Origin of the sequence: Streptomyces humicola, assembly GCF_024436035.1 — a bacterium.
GTDB classification, from domain to species: Bacteria; Actinomycetota; Actinomycetes; order Streptomycetales; family Streptomycetaceae; genus Streptantibioticus_B; species Streptantibioticus_B humicola.
Genome location: NZ_JANFNG010000008.1, coordinates 108,336 through 128,119, shown reverse-complemented (window position 1 = coordinate 128,119; position 19,784 = coordinate 108,336). Strand labels below are relative to the sequence as shown.

The window sequence follows — 19,784 nt, the reverse complement described above, 5'->3', positions numbered from 1 at the left end:
ACGCCCATGTCCGGGATCACAAAGTGAGCTCGGGATGCAGCCTGTCCACCGTCCACACCTGCTTGCGCCGTGCCGTCCACGTGGTGAGCGCCAGCGCCCCGGCGGTGAACGCGAGCAACACCAGGCACGCACGCCACACCGGCCACAACTCCCCTCCCGTGATCAGATGGCGCAGCCCATCGACCACGTAACTCATCGGCAGGAACGGGTGGATCCAGTTGAAGAAGCCCGGGGAGGTCTGCACGGGATACGTACCGCCCGCCGAGGTCAGCTGCAGCATCAGCAGCGCAAGGACGAGCACGCGCCCGGCAGGCCCGAAGCGGGCGCCCAGCCACTGCACGATCGCCGCGAAGCAGCAGGTGACCAGGGACAGGAAACCAATGGTCCCCGCGGCGCGCACCATCTGCAGCCCGAGCCCCCAGTGCAGGACGGCCATCAGCGCCGCCGTCTGTGCGATGCCGATCGCCGCCACCGGCAGCCAGCCGGCGAGCGCGATCCGCCACCCCGGGGCACCGGCGGACAGAGCCCGCTTGCTGAGCGGCTGCAGCAGCATGTACGAGACCATGGCGCCGACCCACAGCGACAGCGGTATGAAGTAGGGCGCGAAGCCCGTCCCGTAGTTGGGCGCCTTGTGCAGCGCCTGGGCGGCGAGCTGTACGGGGTCGGACATGACGGCGCTGCGCGCGTCGCGCTGCTGCTTGTCGTAGTCGGGGATCTGCGCAACGCCGTTCTTCAGCCCCGAGGCGAGTCGGCCGGAGCCGTCGGAGAGCTTGTACAGGCCGCCGTCCAGGCTCTGCGCGCCGGTGGAGAGCCGGCCGATGCCCGAGTCGAGGCTGCCGGCGCCCGTGGTGAGCGCGTCGGAGCCGGACTTGGCGGTGGCCAGGCCGCTGTGCAGCACGTCCGCACCGTCGGCGATCTCGTGGACGCCCGCGTTGAGGGCGTTGATCTTGCTGACCGCGGTGTCGAGATCGGACGACAGGTGCGGTGCCTCTTCGGCGAGCTGCTGCGAGAATGCGTGGACCTGTTCGAGGTCGTTGCGCAGGCCGGTCAGCGACGAGGTGTTCTGCTGCACCAGGGCGTCGACGTTCCGGGCGACGTCCGCCACCTCCTTGGCGGCGTCCACGGCCTGCTTCAGCGCCGGGCAGTCGGTGCCCATCGGCAGCGGACCTTCGCACTCCTGCGTGTAGGTGGTGGCGAGCTTGTCGTGGGCGGACTGGGCGTCGCTCGCCGCCTGCGAGGCGTCTGCGGGCAGCGTGCCGAGGTCGGCCGCGATGGTCTGCGAGGCGTCGGCGACCAGTTGGGCCGCGTCGCCGATCTCCTTGCTGTGGCTGTTGAGGAACGGACCGGCCTTGCCGGCGATGGCGTTCGCCTGGTCGGCGAGCTCCTGGGTGCCCCGGGCGGCGCTCCTGGTGCCGCTTGCGAGGTCGGCCGCGCCGGTGTCGAGTGTGCCCAGGCCGGTGGCGAGGGTGTTCATCTTCGACGCGAGCTCGCTGCTGCCCTGCTTGGCCGTGCCGAGGCCGTCCGCGAGCTGCCCGGCGCCGTCCTTGGCCGCGCCGATCCCGGCGCTGAGGTCGTCGGCGCCCTGCGCGGCCTGCTGGGTCCTGTCGTGGATGTCGGAGAACGCCACGAAGATGTTGTCGTAGAAGGAGCGGGACGCGTTGGCGGAGGCTGCGGCGCGTACTTCGGAGAAGACCGTGCGCGATATCTGCCCGACGATGTAGTTGTTGGCGTCGTTGGTGCGGACCTGGAGCGCACCGGTCTCGGGATCGGTGCCCGAGGCCGAGGCGACACGGCTGCTGAAGTCGGCGGGGATGGTCAGCGACAGGTAGTACGTGCCGTCCTCGACGCCTTTCGCCGCATGCGCCGCGTCCGTCACCTGCCAGTCGAAGGATGAGGTGTTGGTGCGCAGGTTGGCAGCGATCGTGTCGCCGGCCGTGACCTTCCGGCCGTCCACGGTCGCTCCCCGGTCGGCGTTGACCAGGGCCACCGGGATCTTGTTCAGCCTCCCGTACGGGTCCCAGAACGAGCACAGGTACAGCGCGCCGTAGAGCAGCGGGAGCAGCAGGAGGGCGGCCATCGCCGCCCGCGGCAGCCGTCCCCTGCCGAACTTCCGCAGCTCAAGCGCTGCCAGCCTCGGCGTACGCATCGGCCGCCGCCCCCTTCGTCTTCGTCTCGTTCTCGGTCTCGTGGTCGTTGTTGTGGTCGGTCGGGCGGCCCGCGCCGAGGCGGACGGTGACGGCCCCCTCGAGCGCCTCGGTGCACACCGCGAGCACCGTCGTGCCGGACTCCGCGATGGCGCGAAGCGTCGTCCATGCGGCCGCCCGGTCCGCGCTCGACAGCTTGTGGTCCACGTCGTCCACTGCGAGCAGACGCGGGCGTCCGAGCAGTGCGAGAGCAACTCCGAGCCGCAGCGCCTCGGTCCGTTCCAGGTCGCGTACGTGGGTGCGCGGGCCCTTGGGGAGGAGGCCGAGGTCGAGCTCCGCGGCCGCCAGCGCCTCGTCGATGCGCGCCCGGGTCTGTTCGGCGCGCTCGCCGCGCGGCCTGAACAGGGCGCGCGGCGAGACGGGCCCGGTGAACAGCCGGTGCAGCAGCGCGCGTTCACGCAGGTGCTCCTGGACGGTGAGCGCCGGGTCGAGCTCGGACACGCCGTCGACCGGGCCGAGCCCGGTGATGCTGCGGACTGCGGCCAGACGCCTGGGCAGCTGCAGGCCGGCCACGGTGGCATGACCGATGGTGGGGCGCATGCGGCCGGTGAGTGTAAGCAGCAGGCAGGTCCGCCCCGAGCCGGACGGGCCCTCTATCGCGATCAGGCTCCCCGCCGGTGCGTTCAGCGTGACGTCCCGGAACACCCGGCCGTGTGGTCCGTCGAGCCCGAGGCCCTCGGCGGTGACCGCCGCCCCTGGTGCGGTGGTGGCCTCCACGTGTCCTCCCCTCTCTTCTTTCTCTTCCTTCTCTCCTGAACTGACTAGTCAGTTCAAAAGTATGCCGCATGGCGCCAGAGCACCGCGCACCGGGTCGCCCTGATGCCGTCTCAGGGTGTTTTCGCAGGTCAGGGCCGATTGTCAGTGGTGTGCCCCACTATGAGCGTGAACGGACTCGAACCGTCGTACGAAGACCGGAGACAGGAGGTCGCCATGGCCGCCACAGCAGCCGCGCGCCGCCGCCGCGCCGCCACCGGCCCGCAGCCCGGGCCCGCGAGCGATGTCCATCCCGTCCTGCGCAGGATGACGGCCGCGCCCGCCGCCCTCGACCTGCTCACCCAGGCACACACCGGCCTCGACGAGGCCGCGGTGCTCCAGACCCCCAACGAGCGCTATGCCACCGCACACCTGGCCGCGCTGCGCACGGCGGCCGCCGTGCTCGCGGTACGGGCGCGGCCGGAGCCCACGCCACGGCGCAGGCAGCGGATCCGCAGCGCCTGGGAGGTGCTGCCTGAAGTCGCGCCCGAACTCGCCGAATGGAGCGCGCTGTTCGCCGCGGGCGCGCCGCGCCGGGCCAAGGCGGAGGCGGGCATAACCGGCGCCGCCAGCTGGCGCGACGCGGACGACCTGGTGCGCGCCGCGGGCATGTTCCTGCGCCTGGTCGAACGGCTCCTCGCCCTGCAGCCCACGCTGCCGCAGCAGCCGTCGGACGGTGACATACGGACCGCATAGAGGGGCGCCCGTGGACGTCAAGCGTCCTGCGCCGCCGGAGGCATAAAGTGGAGGCCGCCGACGTCAGTTCCGCATCGCAGGCCATCAGGGTGCGATGCCCCGCCGAGGAGCCGCCCCACCGTGTCAGACCCGCTGCGCCCCAGAGCGTCCCTGCGTACCGCCGTGGTCTGGGAGGTGCTCAAGGACGCGCTCGAACGCCAGGTCAAGGCCGCAGGCCCGGAGGGCGGCGTCCTCGACGTGCTCGACACCGGCGGCGGCACCGGAGCCTTCGCTGTGCCCGTCGCGGCACTCGGCCACCGGGTGACGGTGGTCGATCCCAACCCGGACGCGCTCTTCGCCCTCGGGCGGCGGGCCGACGAGGCCGGCGCCACCGAGCGGGTCCGCGGGGTGCAGGGCGACGCGACCGGACTGCTCGACGTGGTGGAGGCGGGCTCCTACGACGTCGTGCTCTGCCACGGCGTGCTGGAGTACGTCGACGACCCGGCCGCGGCCGTGCGGAACGTGGCCAGCACGCTGCGTCCTTCCGGCACCCTCAGCCTGCTCGCCGCCAGCCGTAACGGCGCCGTGCTCGCCCGCGCGATCGCCGGGCACTTCGCCGAGGCCCAGCGGGGGCTCGCCGACCCGGACGGGCGCTGGGGCGAGGGCGACCCGCTGCCCCGCCGCTTCACCACCGAGGGCCTGACCTCCCTCGTCGAGGGGGCCGGCCTGGACGTGGCGTCCGTGCACGGCGTGCGGGTCTTCGCCGACCTCGTCCCCGGTGTGCTCGTCGACACCGAGCCCGGCGCCCTCGAAGCGCTGCTCCAGCTCGAGCTGTCCGCGGCCGAACTGCCCGCCTTCCACTCCATCGCGACCCAGCTGCACGTGCTCGCCCGGCGTGGCTGACCCCTGCCGTGAGACCGCCGCCCACCGCGAAGCAGTTCGAAGGGACTGCGTCACAGCCCGCCCTTTCGGCCGCTCCGGACCGTATGATCTGGGTAAAGGCTGGCCAGCATGACCAACCGGCGGGCGGGGAATGCACTCCTCGTCACGATGCCGCTACGTCCCCGGCGTAGCGGCAGTGGATTGGCACAGAGGGCGGGTTTCACGGGGGCGAATCCCTGCCTATCCTGAAAGGGCCGTACAGGTCGCGCCCCCTGCGACCGACGAGTAGGAGGACTCCGTGCCGCTCTCGGAGCACGAGCAGCGCATGCTCGAGCAAATGGAGCGAGCGCTGTACGCCGAAGATCCCAAGTTCGCGTCGGCGCTTGAGGGAAGCGGGCTGCGCACGTTCACCCGGCGGCGTCTCTACCAAGCGGTGGCGGGCTTCCTGGTCGGCATCGCGCTGCTGATGGGCGGGATGGTCGCTCAACTGATCTGGGTCAGCGTCGTGGGATTCCTCGTCATGCTCGGGTGTGCGGTGCTCGGGGTCACCGGATGGCGGCGGGCTGTCAGGCCCGCCGAACAGCAGCCCGGAGCCGGCCCGCGCCCCCTGGGCCGGCCGGGACGCCACCACACCCCGCACTTCCGCCGCAAGGGCCGGCTGATGGACCGCATCGAGGAGCGCTGGCAGCGCCGCCGTGACGAACAGCAGGGCCCCTGACGCCACCCGCGACCGAACGGCGCACGAACGACGAGGGGCGGTTCCGAGAGGAACCGCCCCTCATGCATGCCGGGCGAGCACGCGCCCGAGCATCACGCGCCACGTCCGCGACTGCGCCGCACACCGCTGCGAGACCTGCCGCACCACCTGCACCGTGGACCTCGGCGCCAGCACGGCACGGGCCCCGACCCGCAGGCCGGCGGAGGCGCGCAGCGCACCCCGGACCTGCCGCACGTCGTCGGCGAGGCCCTCCGCACTCCCCGGCCGCGGGGCGTACAGCACCTGCTCGACCGCCACCGCCACCCGCTGGACGGACTCCGCGCCCGCCCCCGAAAGACCCGCCTCCCGGATGAGCCGGCCGGCGGCTGCGCGCGGGGTCTCGGAGGCGTCCGGCCGCACACCGTAATCCCAGGCGGTGTCGAGGAGTTCACGCCACGCGGCCAGCGTCCGCCCGGCGTGCTCCCCGGCCTCGTCCCCCTTCCCGGCCTTCCAGCGCTTCCCGCCGCCGGCGGCCAGCCGCACCGCGCGCACCCGTGCGCGCCAGAGCATCGGCACCGCACCTGCCACGAGCACGACCGCCGCGGCGACGAGCACCGGCAGGGTCCCGTCGCCCAGCCCGGCACCCCCACCGGGGCCACCGGTTGTGATCTGCGACTGGTTGTCACAACCGGTCACATGGTGCGGGCCCGCGGCACAACGCGACGAGGCGGAAGCACCGGGCGTCGGCAGCGCCGTGCTCCCCCCGTGCGGTGCCGCCGCGCCGCCGGGGCCCGGCGAGGTGCTGTCGACACGGGTGTAGCCCGGGGCCGTCCCCCGGCTCGGAGTCGGCTCAAACCGTGTCCACCCGACCCCCTGGAAGTACAGCTCGGGCCAGGCGTGGGCGTCCTTCAGCCCCACCGTCCACGAGCCGTCCGGCTGCTCGGTGCCCGGGACGAATCCCACATCCACCCGGGCCGGAATGCCGAGGGTGCGGGCCATCGCCGCCATGGTGAAGGCGAAGTGCACACAGAATCCTCGCTTGTCGCGGAGGAAACGCACGATCGCGTCCGTGCCGCTGCCCTCCGCGACGCGGGTGTCGTAGGTGAAGCCACCGGCCGTGGTGAACCAGTCCTGCAACTTGACGGCCTGCTCGTACGCGTTGGTCGCACCGCTCGTGACCTGCTCCGCGGTGTCCTTGACGATCGCGGGCAGCGTGTCGGGCACCTGCGTGTACTGCTGCTCGATCGCGGCCGGTGCGGGCCCCGCGTCGGCCAACTGCTGTGCGGTCGGCTGCACTTGCAGGCTCGTCACCTCGTACTGCAGGCCCGAGGTGGTCTGCCCGCGGTCGCCGACGAGCGTCCGGCCCTCCGGCTCGAACCGCCAGTCGCCCGAGACCTGCACCCTGCTCGCGGGGTAGGGCATCGGCAGATAGTTCTGTGCGTATCCCTGAGCAGCGGAGAACGAGGTGTCGACCGGGTCGGCCTGCACCGCGGAGTTCAGCCCCGCCGGCGGCGGCAGGGTCCCCGGCACATCGGTCACATGCCGCTGTGCAGCCTTCCACGACGTGCCGTCGAAGGTGTCGAGGGTGATGATGCGCAGGTACATGTCCTGCGCATCGTCGGAGGAGGTCCGGTAGCGCAACACCTCGCGATCGTCAGGCTGGTTGAGGCTGTTCTGCAGCGACACCAGGGGATTGATGGCGGTGATCGTGCCGCCTCCGCCGAGCCCGCCGTCGCGTGCCCGCACCAGCAGCCCGCCGTCCATGGCGGGCAGCAGCGCCGGGGCGACGAGCGCGATACCCAGCACGACAGCCCCGATCCTTCGTCCGGTCCGCACCGGCGCCACGGCGGCGCTGACCGCGGCGGGGGAGGCAGTGGCGTAGCCGGACGGCAGCGGCGCGCGGCCGAAGACGCGTCCCCAGCGCGACAGCCGGTCCCGTCCCTCCGCGAGCAGCAGCAGGAGATAGCCGCCGGCCGCGCACAGGAACAACAGCCAGTGCCCGCCGGCCTGACCGAGACCGGAGGCCACCGAGTACAGCGCGAGCAGCGGCAGCCCCGCGGGCGCGGCGCTGCGGTAGGTCACCGCGAGCGCATCCACGGCCAGCCCGATCACCACCACACCGCCGACCAGCAGCAGCCTGATGCCCGGCGTCACCGGCGCGGGGATCGCATACTGCCCGACGTCCTGCACACCGTGGCCCAGCAGTTGCCCGAAAGCCGCAATCGCCCGCGGCCCCGGCACCAGCCCGAGCAGCGCCTGCCCGGGGACGAACGTGAGCGTCAGCAGCACCACGGACACCGCCGCCTGCGCCGCGACGGTCACCGCCCGCGCCAGCGGCACCCGGCGCGCCACCGTGCCCACTCCGGACGCCACCACCACCAGCAGCGCCGCCTGAAACAGCCAGGCCGCCCCCGCGGTCAGCGGCAGCAGCGCACACGCCGTGAGCAAAGTGGCCGCGGCCGCGCACACCGTAAGACGCCCGCGTCCGCTCATGGCGTTTTTCCGTTCGCTTCTCCGTGCACCGGGCGCACAGGTGCGGGCGTCGTGGTTGCCTGCGGTCCGGTGGCCCAGCGCGCGTCGCTCACAGTCCGGCCCCTGTTCCCTCGCGCGTCATCGCCTCGTGGGCTCCGGACTGCCGGGCCCGGGCCCGGGCGGACTGCTGGTCGGGCTGGCGGTCCGCCTGGCGCCACAGATCGGCCAGAAGATCCCCCGGCCGCACCGGGAGCGCCGTCCAGCCCGCCTCGCGCAGCATCCGCAAGGGCCGCTGCACCGCGGCGCCGTCCTCGCGCCCGTCGAGGAGGAAGGCCACGGCGCCGCCCGTGCGCTGCCGCATCCGCCCGACGATTGCTGCCTGCTCGTCGTCGAGTTCCCCGAGGAACGCCACGAGCAGTCCCTCGTTCCCGCCGCGCAGCACGTCGTGCGCCGGTGTCAGGGTTCCCCCGTCCGAGTGGTCGACGACGGCCAACGCCTCCAGCAGCAGCCCCGACGCCTCCGAGGAATCCCCGCCGAAGCCGCCGGTCGTACCGTCCTGGCCCGGCACCAATGTGCCGTTGTCCGTCAACAGCCGTGCGGCGTAGCCGCGTTCGAGCATGTGCACGGCCGCCGACGCGGCGCCGGTGACCGCCCATTCGAACGCCGAATCCGGGCCCGCCCCGTGATAGGCGATGCGTCGGGTGTCGAGCAGAACGGTGCAGCGCGCGCGATGCGGCTGCTCCTCGCGGCGCACCATCAACTCGCCGTACCGCGCCGTCGATCGCCAGTGGACGCGCCGCAGGTCGTCACCGTGCCGGTAGCCGCGCGGGATCACGTCGTCCTCGCCGGCGAGCGCCAGCGCCCGCTGGCGGCTGTCGCCGTAGCCGGACGCCTCGCCCGCCAGCCGGACGGGGGGCAGCGTCTCGATCCGCGGCACCACGGTGAGCGTGTCCCGCGCGGCGAACGAGCGCGTCAGCTCGCACATCCCGAACGGGTCGGTGAGCCGCAGCTGCAGCGGCCCCAGCGGATACCGTCCGCGCAGATCGGACCGCACGCGGTAGGAGACCTCCCGGTGTCCGCCAGGTTCCACGCGGTCGAGCATGAACCGCGGCCGCGGTCCGAGCACGTACGGCACCCGGTCCTGCAGCATCAGCAGACCGGTCGAGAGGCGGGAGACGTTGTCGACGCGCACATGCACCCGCGCCTCCGCCATCGCCGGCACCCGCGAGGGGCTGAGCCTGCGGTTGCCGGCCACGCGGTAGCGGGTCCGGCAGAGCACGGCCACGCAGACCAGCGGCAGCGCGGCGAGCAACAGCCCGACCCGCAGCAGATCCTGCTGCCCAAGGACGTAGGCGCACGCCCCGGCCGCGAGCCCGGCCGCGATGAACGAGCGCCCCCGCGTAGTGAGTCCGCCGAGCGCCCGCCGGAACCCCTCGTCGCCCGCCCCCGGTGAGGGCTCCATCACAGCCCCCGGACCCCGGGCTGCCGTCCCCCGTAAGGATCAGGAACGTGCGTGCGCTTGACGATCTCCGCGACCACTTGCTCCGGCGTACGCCGGTTCAACTGGGCCTGCGCGGTGGGGAGCAGCCGGTGCGCCAGCACGGAGGACGCCAGCGCCTGGATGTCGTCGGGCAGCACGAACTCCCGCCCGTCGAGCGCGGCGGCCGCGCGTGCCGCCCGCACCAGGTGCAGCGTCGCTCGCGGTGAGGCCCCCAGCCGCACATCCGGATGGTCGCGGGTCGCACCCACCAGATCCACCGCATACCGCCGTACCGCGGGGGCCACATGGACTGCCCGCACCGCCTCGATCAGCTTGACGATCTCGTGTGCGTGCGCGACCGGCTGCAGGTCGTCCAGCGGATCGGCGCCGCCGTGCACGTCCAGCATCTGCAACTCGGCGTCCGGGCTGGGATAGCCGATCGACACTCGTGCCATGAAGCGGTCGCGCTGTGCCTCGGGGAGCGGGTAGGTACCCTCCATCTCCACCGGGTTCTGCGTGGCGATCACCATGAAGGGACTGGGCAGTACGTGCGTGGCGCCGTCGACGGTGACCTGGCGCTCCTCCATCGACTCCAGCAGCGCAGACTGCGTCTTCGGTGAAGCGCGGTTGATCTCGTCACCGACGACGATCTGCGCGAAGACGGCACCCGGCTTGAACTCGAAGTCCCGCCGCTGCTGGTCGAAGACGCTGACCCCGGTGATGTCGGAGGGGAGCAGATCCGGCGTGAACTGGATCCGGCGCACCGAGCAGTCGATGGACCGCGCAAGTGCCTTGGCGAGCATGGTCTTGCCCACGCCCGGCACGTCCTCGATCAGCAGATGGCCCTCCGCGAGCAGCACGGTCAGCGAAAGCCGTACGACCTCGGGCTTGCCCTCGATCACATTCTCCACGCTGCGCCGCACACGCGCCGCCGTGGTGGTCAGATCGCCGAGGCTCGCTCGCGATTCGTAGGTGGTCACCCGGCCCTCCTAGGCCCTTGGAGCCTTCGGCTCTCGCACTGAGGCTCAAGCCTGCGGCTCTCACAACAGGGCCTGTCGCATCGCATCCCGAGGACCGGCCCTCCCCGATGTCGCGCACCGGGGAAGCCGGTGTCGCTCGTTGCATTCTCCCCTCACGCCGGGGCCCGCGTCACCGGGCTTCCGTTACTGGGCCGTGATTTCCCGGAGCAACCCGGTGTGGACGTCGAACACGAATCCGCGGACGTCGTCCGTGTGCGCGAGGAACGGGGAGGTGCGAACGCGCGCCATGGACTGACGTACGTCCTGGTCGACGTCGGTGAAGGCCTCGACCGCCCAGGTCGGGCGCTGACCCACCTCGTGTTCGAGTTCGGTGCGGAAGTCCTCGGTGATCGTCTGCAGACCGCAGCCGGTGTGATGGATCAGCACGACGGACCGCGTGCCGAGGGCCCGCTGGCTGATGGTCAGGGAACGGATGGTGTCGTCGGTGACGACGCCGCCGGCGTTGCGGATGGTGTGGCAGTCGCCGAGTTCGAGTCCGAGCGCCGCATGCAGGTCGATACGGGCGTCCATGCAGGCGACGACGGCGACCTTCAGCACCGGGCGGGCATCCATGCCCGGGTCGTGGAAGGCGGCCGCGTAGCGCCGGTTGGCGTCGACGAGCCGGTCTGTGACGGAACCGGTTGCGGGCTCGGGGGGCTGGGGCGCGGTTATCGGCATGATTCGACGGTAGACGGCGGCTGGCGTGATGTCTCCGTGGGACAACCGACGGGAGCGCGGTCAATCTCCGCCAAAGGACGTCAATCACCCAGCCTGTGAGCTAACCCACAGGTGGGACGCATGACGGGCCGAACGAGTGCTTTTCCGCCCCGGGGTCGGCTCCCTGGCGTCGAGGAGCGCGCATGGGGCGCACGATGTGGTCGTCGCCGCGCCGGTGCGCGCCAGGACGGAGCCACGACCACCCCTCTGGCCTGCGCTTTCTTGCCCGGCGTCGGCCGTGTGAGGGTGCTGTGGCTGATTGACGGTGGGGTGCGGTGGAGTAAAGTGGCGCGAAGTGGGAGGCGAGATGCCCCCAGCGAGCTGTTGTGGCCAGTCTGTGGCCGGTCGTGGCGGATGACCGCGGGAGGTGCGGATGTTCCTCGGGACGTACGCGCCTCGGCTCGACGAGAAGAACCGTCTGGTCCTGCCCGCGAAGTTCCGCGAGCAACTCGCCGACGGCCTGGTCATCACCAAGGGGCAGGAACGCTGCCTGTGCATATGGTCGTTGACCGAGTTCAGGTCGTTGACCGAGCAGCTGCGTCAGGCCCCTTTGACCTCCAAGGCGGCACGCGACTACATGCGGGTGCTGTTCGCGGGGGCGAGCGACGAGGTCCCGGACAAGCAGGGCCGCATCTCCGTCCCGCAGAACCTGCGCGAGTACGCCGGGCTCGACCGCGACTGCGCGGTCATCGGCGCCGGCCGCCGCGTGGAGGTGTGGGACGTGGCCGCCTGGGAGCGCTATCTCGCCGCCCAGGAGGAGACCTTCTCGGCGCTGTCGCAGGAGGTGCTGCCCGGAATACTGTGACTTCGCCCGACAACCGACGACTGACATCCGACTCCGACATCCGACGCCTGATCCCGACCCGCAGCGAGCACGCCCACGCGGCGCGTACGTGACGCCAGGCCTCCTCCCGCTCCCCGGTCCGCTGGTGCACCTTCCCCGGCACCAGATGGCTGCTTCCCCTTCCGAGCGGGTGGGGACCCGGCGGTACGTCCAGCCGCCCCCGACCAGAGGGCCCACATGAGCACCACCCGTTACGTTCCATCCGTGCAGTCGCGGCCCGTGCCGCCGCGGCAGTGGCCCGGCGAGGCCGGGAGGGGGCGGTGACGGTGGAAGCTCGACATGTCCCCGTCATGCTCGAGCGCTGCCTCGACCTGCTCGCGCCCGCACTCGCCGAGCCGGGTGCCGTCGTCGTCGACGCGACACTCGGGCTCGGTGGCCACAGTGAGGCCCTGCTCGCCACCTTCCCCGCGGCTCGGCTGATCGCCATCGACCGGGACGCGGCCGCGCTGAAGCTGGCGGGGGAGCGGCTCGCGCCGTACGGCGAGCGGGCCACCCTCGTCCACGCCGTCTACGACGAGCTGCCCGAGGTGCTCGAGCGGCTGTCCGTCCCGAAGGTGCAGGGCGTCCTGTTCGACCTCGGCGTCTCCTCCATGCAGCTCGACGAGGCCGAGCGCGGCTTCGCCTACGCCCAGGACGCCCCCCTCGACATGCGGATGAACCAGGATGTGGGGATCAGCGCGGCCGAGGTGCTCAACACCTATCCGCCCGGTGACCTGGTGCGCGTGCTGCGCACCTACGGCGAGGAGAAGTACGCGCGCAAGATCGTCGAGGCGATCGTCAGGGAGCGGGAGAGGGAACCGTTCACCAACAGTGCCCGGCTCGTCGAACTGATCCGCGGCGCCCTCCCGCAGGCCGCCAAGCGCACCGGCGGAAACCCGGCAAAGCGTACATTCCAGGCGTTGCGCATTGAGGTCAACGGTGAGCTCGCGGTGCTCGAACGGGCGATCCCCGCCGCCGTCGCCGCGCTCGCCGTGCACGGTCGCATCGCCGTCCTGTCGTACCACTCGCTGGAGGACCGCCTGGTCAAGCAGGTCTTCGCGGCCGGCGCGAGCAACACCGCACCGCCCGGACTGCCTGTCGTGCCCGAGCGCTACCAGCCGAGGCTGAAGCTGCTGACCCGCGGCGCCGAGCTGCCGACGGACGAGGAGGTCGCCGCCAACCGGCGGGCCGCCCCTGCCCGCCTGCGCGCCGCAGAACGCATCCGTGAGGACACGTCATGACCGCGAGAACCGGTCGCCCGGGCGCCGGCCGTCTGATGACCACCCGCTCCTCGAACGCGGCACGCACCCCGTTCGTCCTGCTCGTCGTCGTCCTGCTCTCCGGTGGCCTGGTAACCCTGCTGCTGCTCAATTCCGCCATCAACCAGGGCGCCTTCCAGCTCTCCAAGCTGCAGCAGCAGACCAAGGCCAGCACCGACGAGGAGCAGGCCCTGCAACAGGACGTCGACCGGCTCTCCGCGCCGGAGACCCTGGAACAGCGGGCCCGGCAGCTCGGCATGGTGCCGGGTGGCAACCCGGCCTTCCTGAGCCCCGACGGCAAGGTGCGCGGCGTACCGGCGCCGCCCAGTTCGTCCGCCACCCCACAGCCGGGCGCGCCGTCCCCGGCCGGTCCCGCTGAACCCTCACCGATGCCGTCAGAGGCCCCCGCGCCCACCGACCAGCCGACGGACTACGCATCGGCCGGCCGGCCGGACCCGGCCGCCGCCCACACGGACGCCACCGGCACCGGGACCCTGAGCGGCACCGGCACCGGCACCGGCTCCCTGACCTCCACGACCACCGGCGAGACCACCGGAAGGTGAGGCACGCGCATGAGTGATCAGCAGCGGCCGGGACGCGGCGAGGTACCGCGTCCCGCGGGCCCGCGGCGGGGAGGAACCGGCCGACCGCAACCCGGCGGCCACCCCCCGCGCACCCCGGCGCGCGGCCGCCCCGGCGGCGGGCAGCCCGCGCTGCGCCTGGGACGGCCGCGGCCGCGCCTGCGCCTGGTCAGCGCCCTGCTCACGCTTGTCCTCGCGGCCTTCACCACTCGGCTCTTCCAGGTCCAGGTGGTCGACGCCTCCGCGTACGCCGCCAAGGCCGACCTCAACCGCTACCAGCCGATCGAACTCCCGGCCAAGCGCGGCGACATCACCGACCGCAACGGCACCCCTCTCGCCACCAGCGTCGACGCATACGACATCACTGCCGACCCCTACCTGTTCACCCCCGGCCAGTCCAAGGTCGGCGACGCCCCGCAGCAGGCTGCACGCCTGCTCGCCCCGATCATCGGCGGCGACCAGGACACCATCGCCAGGCAGCTGTCGACCCCCGACTCCCGCTATGTCGTGCTCGCCCGCGCCCAGTCCCCGCAGGCCTGGGACCGGATCAAGCAGCTGAAGAACACCCTCTCCGAGCAGGCGGCCCAGCGCGGCGCGCCCGGCCTGCTCGCCGGGATCATCGCGCAGAGCACCAGCAAGCGCATCTACCCCAACGGCGACCTGGCCGCAGCCGTCATCGGATTCGTCAACGGCGAGGGCCAGGGCGTGGGAGGGCTCGAGGAGGAGCTCAACAGCGAACTCGCGGGGCAGCCCGGCCAGGCCACCTACGCCCAGTCCGGCGGCGAGCTGATCCCCACCGCGGGCGGCCAGGAGAAGCCCCCCGTGCCCGGCAGCACCGTCGAGCTCACCATCGACCGCAACATCCAGTGGGCCGCGCAGAGCGCGATCACCGCCCAGGTGAAGGCGTCTCACGCGGACCGCGGCTACGTCGTCGTCCAGGACCCGCGCACCGGCCAGATCCTCGCCATGGCCGACGCCCCCAGCTTCGACCCCAACGACATCGCGCACGCCGACCCGTCCGCCTTCGGCAACGCTGCGGTGCAGGACGCCTACGAGCCCGGCAGCGTCAGCAAGCTGATGTCGATGTCCGCCATCATCAACCAGGGCGTCGCCACCCCCGAGACCCACGTCGTCGTCCCCGGCACCCTCCAGCGCGGCGACCATGTCTTCCACGACGACGTCGACCACGGCACCTGGGACCTCACCCTCAACGGAGTGCTCGCCAAGTCCAGCAACATCGGCACCATCGAGGCCACCGGCGAACTCGGCCCCACCCAGCCCCAGGCCAACCAGGTGCTCTACTCCTATCTGCGGAAGTTCGGGATCGGGCAGCCGACCGGCCTGAACTTCCCCGGCGAGACCCCCGGCATCCTGGCGAAGCCCAAGGACTGGAGCGATTCGCAGCAGTACACCATCCCCTTCGGTCAGGGCCTGTCCGTGAACGCACTGCAGGCCACCTCGATCTACTCGACAATCGCCAACGGGGGCGTGCGGATCCAGCCGAGCCTGGTCAAGGGCTCCGTCGGCCCGGACGGCCAGTACACGCCGGCCCCGGCGCCGCCGGAGCGGCGTGTGGTCAGCGAGCAGACGGCCAAGGCGGTGGCGCAGATGCTGGAGTCCGTGGTCGGCAACGAGGAGGGCACCGGCATCTCGGCCCGGATCGACGGCTACAACGTCGCGGGCAAGACCGGCACGGCCAACCGGGTGGACCCGGCCACCGGGACGTACCGTGGCTACACCTCCTCGTTCATGGGGTTCGCCCCGGCCGACGACCCGCGCGTGACCATCTCCTGCGTGATCCAGAACCCCACCGTCGGCAGCCACTTCGGCGGCAGCATCTGCGGGCCCGTCTTCAAGCAGGTGATGGAATTCGCCCTGAAATCGCTGCAGGTCCCGCCGACGGGAACCCCGTCGGCCAATCTGCCCGTCGAGTTCCAGTAGCGGTCGAACAGTGGCCAAGCAGTCGGAAACAGTACGGAAGCGGTACGCAGTGGAAGCAGTGACACAGGCGTGACAACGATCACAAACGGGACGCCAGGTGGAACCGGCGGTGACCCCCGGGACCAGGGCCCTTTTGGCCGGGAACCCCGACAGACGGGTAACCTCACCGCCGTGCCACACGCTGATCAGTTCCCACACCGGCAGGACGCCCCGGAGCCCCGCCCCGGCTCGCCCCGCCCGGCCCAGGTGCGCCCCAAGCCGCTCGCGGAGCTGGCAGAGCACCTCGGCACGCCGATTCCAGCCGCCGGCGCCCCGGCGACCGGCATCACGCACGACTCGCGCGCCGTGCGGCCCGGCGACCTGTACGCTGCGCTGCCCGGCGCCCGCTTCCACGGCGCGGATTTCGCCGCCCAGGCCGCCGAACGCGGCGCGGTGGCGGTGCTGACCGACCCGGCGGGCCGCCAGCGCGCCGCCGCGACCGGCCTGCCCGTGCTCGTCACCGACGAGCCGCGGGCCCGGATGGGAGCGCTCGCCGCCGCCATCTACGACGATCCCGGCCACGACCTGCTGCAGATCGGCATCACCGGCACCTCCGGCAAGACCACCACCGCCTACCTCGTCGAGGGTGGCCTGCGCGCCGCCTACGGCCGCTGCACGGGACTGATCGGCACCGTCGAGTCGCGCATCGGCGAGGAGCGGCTCAGGAGCGAGCGCACCACCCCCGAGGCCACCGACCTGCAGGCGCTCTTCGCGGTGATGCGCGAACGGGGCGTCCGCGCGGTGGCCATGGAGGTCTCCAGCCACGCACTGGTGCTCGGCCGCGTCGACGGCGCCGTCTTCGACGTGGCCGTCTTCACCAACCTCAGCCCGGAGCACATGGAGTTCCACTCCGGGATGGAGGACTACTACCAGGCCAAGGCACAGCTGTTCACACCGCGCCGAAGCCGTCTCGGCGTGGTCAACCTCGACGACGAGTACGGGCAGCGGCTGGTCAAGGAGGCCTCCGTCCCCGTCACCACCTACTCCGCCGAGGGTCACCCGGACGCCGACTGGCGCGCCGAGGACGTCGCCCTCGGCCCGGTCGGCTCCACCTTCACCGTCGTCGGCCCGAAGGGCGAGCGCATCGCCGCCCGTGCCCCGCTGCCCGGCCCGTTCAACGTCGCCAACGCACTCGCCGCCGTCACCGCCCTGGTCACCGCCGGCATCGACCCGCGTACCGCGGCCGACGGCGTCGCCGCTGTGCCCGGTGTCCCCGGCCGGCTGGAGCGGGTGGACGAGGGCCAGCCCTACCTCGCGGTCGTCGACTACGCCCACAAGACCGACGCCGTCGAGTCCGTGCTGCGCTCGCTGCGGAAGGTGACCGAGGGACGCATCCACATCGTCCTGGGCTGCGGCGGCGACCGCGACCAACAAAAGCGCGGGCCGATGGGCGCCGCCTGCGCTCGGCTCGCCGACACCGCCGTCCTCACCTCGGACAACCCGCGCTCCGAGGACCCGCTCGCGATCCTCTCCGCGATGCTGGCCGGGGCCGCCGAGGTGCCGGCGCACGAGCGCGGCCATGTCACCGTCGAGCCCGACCGGGCCGCCGCCATCGCCGTGGCCGTCGCGAACGCGCAGCCGGGCGACACGGTGCTGGTCGCAGGGAAGGGCCATGAGCAGGGCCAGGACATCGCCGGAGTGGTTCGCCCCTTCGACGACCGGGAAGTGCTGCGCGAGGCGATCAAGAACTCGGCCCTCGCTCATCACGGACATCAGGGTCAGCACCTGCGAGCGAAGGACCAGGACCAGCAGTGATCGCACTCACCCTCGCCGAGGTCGCGCAGGCGATCGGCGGGAGCATGCACGACATACCCCACCCGCAGGTCCGCGTGTCGGGTCCGGTGGTGATCGACTCCCGCGAGGCGCGGCCGGGCGGGCTGTTCGCCGCGCTCCCCGGTGAGCGCGTGGACGGGCACGACTTCGCGCAGCGCGCCGTCGACGCCGGAGCCGTCGGCGTACTCGCCGCCCGGCCCGTCGGTGTGCCGGCGATCGTCGTCGACGACGTGCAGACGGCGCTCGGCGCGCTCGCCAACCACGTCATCGAGCGCCTCGGAACCTCCGTGGTCGCGCTCACCGGCTCGTCCGGCAAGACCAGCACCAAGGACCTGATGGCCCAGCTGCTGGAGAAGCTCGCCCCCACCGTGTGGACTCCGGGCTCCTTCAACAACGAGCTCGGGCTGCCGCTCACCGCGCTGCGGGCGGACGAGACCACACGCCACCTCGTCCTGGAGATGGGCGCCCGCGGCATCGGCCACATCAGCTACCTCACCCGTCTGACCCCGCCCCGCATCGGCGTGGTGCTCAACGTCGGCGTCGCCCACATCGGCGAATTCGGCGGCCGCGAGCAGATCGCCCGGGCGAAGGGCGAGTTGGTCGAGGCACTGCCCGACGCGGAGTCCGGCGGCGTCGCCGTGCTCAACGCCGACGACCCCCTGGTGCGCGCGATGGCCTCCCGTACCCGGGCCCGCACCGTCTTCTTCGGCGAGTCCGACGAAGCGGACGTACGCGCCGAGTCCATCCGCCTGGACGATCGCGGACGCCCGGAGTTCACGCTGCGCACACCCTCCGGGTGCGCCCAGGTGACCTTGCGCCTGTACGGTGAGCACCACGTGTCGAACGCGCTCGCCGCTGCCGCCGTCGCCGGTGAACTCGGTATGCCGGTCCCGGAGATCGCCGCCGCCCTCTCGCAGGCCGGTACGCTCTCACGCTGGCGCATGGAGGTCACCGAGCGGCCGGACGGCGTAACGGTCGTCAACGACGCCTACAACGCCAACCCCGACTCCATGCGGGCCGCGCTGCGCGCCCTCGCCGCCATGAGCGGAGCCTCACGGCGGCAGGGGGGACGCACGTGGGCGGTGCTCGGCGAGATGGCCGAGCTCGGCGAGGAGTCCTTCGCCGAGCACGACGCGGTCGGACGGCTTGCCGTTCGGCTCAACGTCAGCAAGCTCGTGGCCGTGGGCGGCCAGGCGGCAGCCTGGCTGGACATGGGCGCCAAGAACGAGGGTTCGTGGGGTGAGGAGTCGGTGCACGTGTCCGACGCGGAGGCGGCGATCGACCTGTTGCGCAATGAGCTGCGCCCGGGGGACGTCGTGCTGGTGAAGGCATCGAGATCGGTGGGCCTGGAGCGCGTCGCGAACGCGCTGGTCGAGACCACCGAGGGCGAGGTCATCGCGTGATGAAGCAGATCCTCATCTCCGGCGTGCTCGGACTGTTCCTCTCCCTCATCGGCACCCCGCTGCTGATCAAACTGCTGGCGAGCAAGGGCTACGGGCAGTTCATCCGTGACGACGGCCCCAAGGCCCACCACAGCAAGCGCGGTACCCCCACCATGGGGGGCATCGCCTTCATCCTGGCCACGCTCGTCGCCTACGCCGTAACGAAGATCATCACCTCCGAGAAACCGACCCTCTCCGGCCTGCTGGTGCTCTTCCTCTTTGCCGGTCTCGGGCTCGTCGGCTTCCTCGACGACTACATCAAGATCGTCAAGCAGCGCAGCCTCGGTCTGCGGGCCAAGGCGAAGATGGCGGGACAGCTCATCGTCGGCATCGCCTTCGCGATCCTCTCGCTGAACTTCGCCGACGCCCGCGGCGCCACCCCCGCCTCCACCAAGCTCTCCTTCACCCAGGACTTCGGTTGGTCGATCGGCCCGGTGATCTTCGTCATCTGGGCGCTGTTCATGATCCTGGCGATGTCGAACGGCGTGAACCTCACCGACGGACTCGACGGTCTGGCGACCGGCGCCTCGGTGATGGTCTTCGCCGCGTACACCGTCATCGGGGTGTGGCAGTACGGTCAGTCCTGCGCCAACCCGCTCACCGCGGGACCCGGCTGCTACGACGTACGAGATCCGCTCGACCTGGCGGTGGTCGCGGCCGCGTTGATGGGTGCGTGCTTCGGCTTCCTGTGGTGGAACACCTCACCCGCCAAGATCTTCATGGGTGACACCGGGTCGCTGGCGCTCGGCGGCGCGCTCGCGGGCCTTGCCATCTGCTCGCGCACCGAACTGCTCCTCGCCATCCTCGGCGGCCTGTTCGTCCTGATCACCGCCTCGGTCGTGATCCAGGTCGGGTCCTTCCGGCTCACCGGCAAGCGCGTCTTCCGCATGGCACCGCTCCAGCACCACTTCGAACTCAAGGGGTGGAGCGAAGTCCTGGTCGTCGTCCGGTTCTGGATCATCCAGGGCATGTGCATGGCCGTGGGCCTCGGCCTGTTCTACGCGGGCTTCGTGGCAGCGAAGTGAGT

General features: G+C 71.7%; 16 protein-coding genes. 10 read left to right on the top strand and 6 right to left on the bottom strand.

From position 1 onward, the window contains the following. Nucleotides 1-16: 16 nt before the first annotated feature. Both NGB36_RS13305 and NGB36_RS13300 read right to left on the bottom strand, forming a co-directional pair. Entirely contained in the window at nt 17-2,146 is a 2,130-nt protein-coding gene (locus NGB36_RS13305; RefSeq protein WP_255920437.1) for a YhgE/Pip domain-containing protein, read from the bottom strand. Further along, nucleotides 2,118-2,921 carry an ATP-binding cassette domain-containing protein gene (locus NGB36_RS13300; RefSeq protein WP_255920436.1) on the bottom strand — a complete coding sequence of 268 codons (804 nt, stop codon included), beginning with the start codon at nt 2,919-2,921 and terminating at the stop codon, nt 2,118-2,120. The genes NGB36_RS13305 and NGB36_RS13300 overlap by 29 nt, the downstream gene beginning before the upstream one ends. Nucleotides 2,922-3,134: 213 nt before the next feature. Between NGB36_RS13300 and NGB36_RS13295 the strand changes: the two genes are divergently transcribed. The 3 genes from NGB36_RS13295 (at nt 3,135) to NGB36_RS13285 (ending at nt 5,232) form a co-directional block, all read left to right on the top strand. Further along, entirely contained in the window at nt 3,135-3,653 is a 519-nt protein-coding gene (locus tag NGB36_RS13295) for an SAV_6107 family HEPN domain-containing protein (RefSeq protein ID WP_255920435.1), read from the top strand. A 120-nt stretch (nt 3,654-3,773) separates the two neighbouring features. After that, nucleotides 3,774-4,535: a methyltransferase gene (locus NGB36_RS13290; RefSeq protein WP_255920434.1), complete on the top strand. Its 762-nt coding sequence runs from the start codon at nt 3,774-3,776 to the stop codon at nt 4,533-4,535. Nucleotides 4,536-4,812: 277 nt separating this feature from the next. Beyond that, entirely contained in the window at nt 4,813-5,232 is a 420-nt protein-coding gene (locus NGB36_RS13285) for an SCO2097 family morphological protein (RefSeq protein WP_255920433.1), read from the top strand. A 60-nt stretch (nt 5,233-5,292) separates the two neighbouring features. On the opposite strand, the gene NGB36_RS13280 is transcribed toward NGB36_RS13285, so the two are convergent. From NGB36_RS13280 to NGB36_RS13265, 4 genes are all read right to left on the bottom strand, one after another. Then, nucleotides 5,293-7,704 carry a transglutaminase TgpA family protein gene (locus NGB36_RS13280; RefSeq protein WP_255920432.1) on the bottom strand — a complete coding sequence of 804 codons (2,412 nt, stop codon included), beginning with the start codon at nt 7,702-7,704 and terminating at the stop codon, nt 5,293-5,295. A gap of 88 nt (nt 7,705-7,792) precedes the next feature. Beyond that, nucleotides 7,793-9,145, bottom strand: coding sequence for a DUF58 domain-containing protein (locus NGB36_RS13275; RefSeq protein ID WP_255920431.1), 1,353 nt, complete (start codon nt 9,143-9,145; stop codon nt 7,793-7,795). Continuing rightward, nucleotides 9,145-10,143, bottom strand: a complete 999-nt coding sequence (locus NGB36_RS13270) for an AAA family ATPase (protein ID WP_255920430.1) — start codon at nt 10,141-10,143, stop codon at nt 9,145-9,147. The genes NGB36_RS13275 and NGB36_RS13270 overlap by 1 nt, the downstream gene beginning before the upstream one ends. 183 nt (nt 10,144-10,326) lie before the next feature. Further along, complete coding sequence (locus NGB36_RS13265; RefSeq protein WP_255920429.1) at nt 10,327-10,860, bottom strand: beta-class carbonic anhydrase; 534 nt, start codon at nt 10,858-10,860, stop codon at nt 10,327-10,329. 412 nt (nt 10,861-11,272) lie between these two features. On the opposite strand from NGB36_RS13265, the gene mraZ reads away from it, so the two are divergent. The 7 genes from mraZ (at nt 11,273) to mraY (ending at nt 19,782) form a co-directional block, all read left to right on the top strand. Then, nucleotides 11,273-11,704 (top strand): division/cell wall cluster transcriptional repressor MraZ, encoded by a 432-nt coding sequence (gene mraZ / locus NGB36_RS13260; RefSeq protein WP_255920428.1) that lies wholly within the window; start codon nt 11,273-11,275, stop codon nt 11,702-11,704. 305 nt (nt 11,705-12,009) lie between these two features. Further along, nucleotides 12,010-12,963 carry a 16S rRNA (cytosine(1402)-N(4))-methyltransferase RsmH gene (gene rsmH, locus NGB36_RS13255; protein WP_372509431.1) on the top strand — a complete coding sequence of 318 codons (954 nt, stop codon included), beginning with the start codon at nt 12,010-12,012 and terminating at the stop codon, nt 12,961-12,963. Beyond that, nucleotides 12,960-13,544, top strand: coding sequence for a cell division protein FtsL (gene ftsL / locus NGB36_RS13250; RefSeq protein WP_255920427.1), 585 nt, complete (start codon nt 12,960-12,962; stop codon nt 13,542-13,544). The genes rsmH and ftsL overlap by 4 nt, the downstream gene beginning before the upstream one ends. A 9-nt stretch (nt 13,545-13,553) precedes the next feature. Next, the gene (locus tag NGB36_RS13245; protein WP_255920426.1) at nt 13,554-15,503 is read left to right on the top strand and encodes a peptidoglycan D,D-transpeptidase FtsI family protein; all 1,950 of its coding nucleotides are present in this window, start codon (nt 13,554-13,556) and stop codon (nt 15,501-15,503) included. A gap of 69 nt (nt 15,504-15,572) precedes the next feature. Then, nucleotides 15,573-17,297, top strand: a complete 1,725-nt coding sequence (locus NGB36_RS13240; RefSeq protein ID WP_372509426.1) for a UDP-N-acetylmuramoyl-L-alanyl-D-glutamate--2,6-diaminopimelate ligase — start codon at nt 15,573-15,575, stop codon at nt 17,295-17,297. Next, nucleotides 17,294-18,718, top strand: coding sequence for a UDP-N-acetylmuramoyl-tripeptide--D-alanyl-D-alanine ligase (locus NGB36_RS13235; RefSeq protein ID WP_255920424.1), 1,425 nt, complete (start codon nt 17,294-17,296; stop codon nt 18,716-18,718). Before NGB36_RS13240 ends, NGB36_RS13235 begins: the two co-directional genes overlap by 4 nt. Beyond that, nucleotides 18,718-19,782, top strand: coding sequence for a phospho-N-acetylmuramoyl-pentapeptide-transferase (gene mraY / locus NGB36_RS13230; protein WP_255920539.1), 1,065 nt, complete (start codon nt 18,718-18,720; stop codon nt 19,780-19,782). The genes NGB36_RS13235 and mraY overlap by 1 nt, the downstream gene beginning before the upstream one ends. Nucleotides 19,783-19,784 lie beyond the last annotated feature (2 nt).

Coding starts and splice junctions, on each gene's coding strand:
- NGB36_RS13305 (WP_255920437.1), bottom strand. CDS start 2,146: ATGCGTACGCCGAGGCTGGCAGCGCTTGAGCTGCGGAAGTTCGGCAGG.
- NGB36_RS13295 (WP_255920435.1), top strand. CDS start 3,135: ATGGCCGCCACAGCAGCCGCGCGCCGCCGCCGCGCCGCCACCGGCCCG.
- NGB36_RS13280 (WP_255920432.1), bottom strand. CDS start 7,704: ATGAGCGGACGCGGGCGTCTTACGGTGTGCGCGGCCGCGGCCACTTTG.
- NGB36_RS13275 (WP_255920431.1), bottom strand. CDS start 9,145: ATGGAGCCCTCACCGGGGGCGGGCGACGAGGGGTTCCGGCGGGCGCTC.
- NGB36_RS13265 (WP_255920429.1), bottom strand. CDS start 10,860: ATGCCGATAACCGCGCCCCAGCCCCCCGAGCCCGCAACCGGTTCCGTC.
- mraZ (WP_255920428.1), top strand. CDS start 11,273: ATGTTCCTCGGGACGTACGCGCCTCGGCTCGACGAGAAGAACCGTCTG.
- ftsL (WP_255920427.1), top strand. CDS start 12,960: ATGACCGCGAGAACCGGTCGCCCGGGCGCCGGCCGTCTGATGACCACC.
- NGB36_RS13245 (WP_255920426.1), top strand. CDS start 13,554: ATGAGTGATCAGCAGCGGCCGGGACGCGGCGAGGTACCGCGTCCCGCG.
- mraY (WP_255920539.1), top strand. CDS start 18,718: ATGAAGCAGATCCTCATCTCCGGCGTGCTCGGACTGTTCCTCTCCCTC.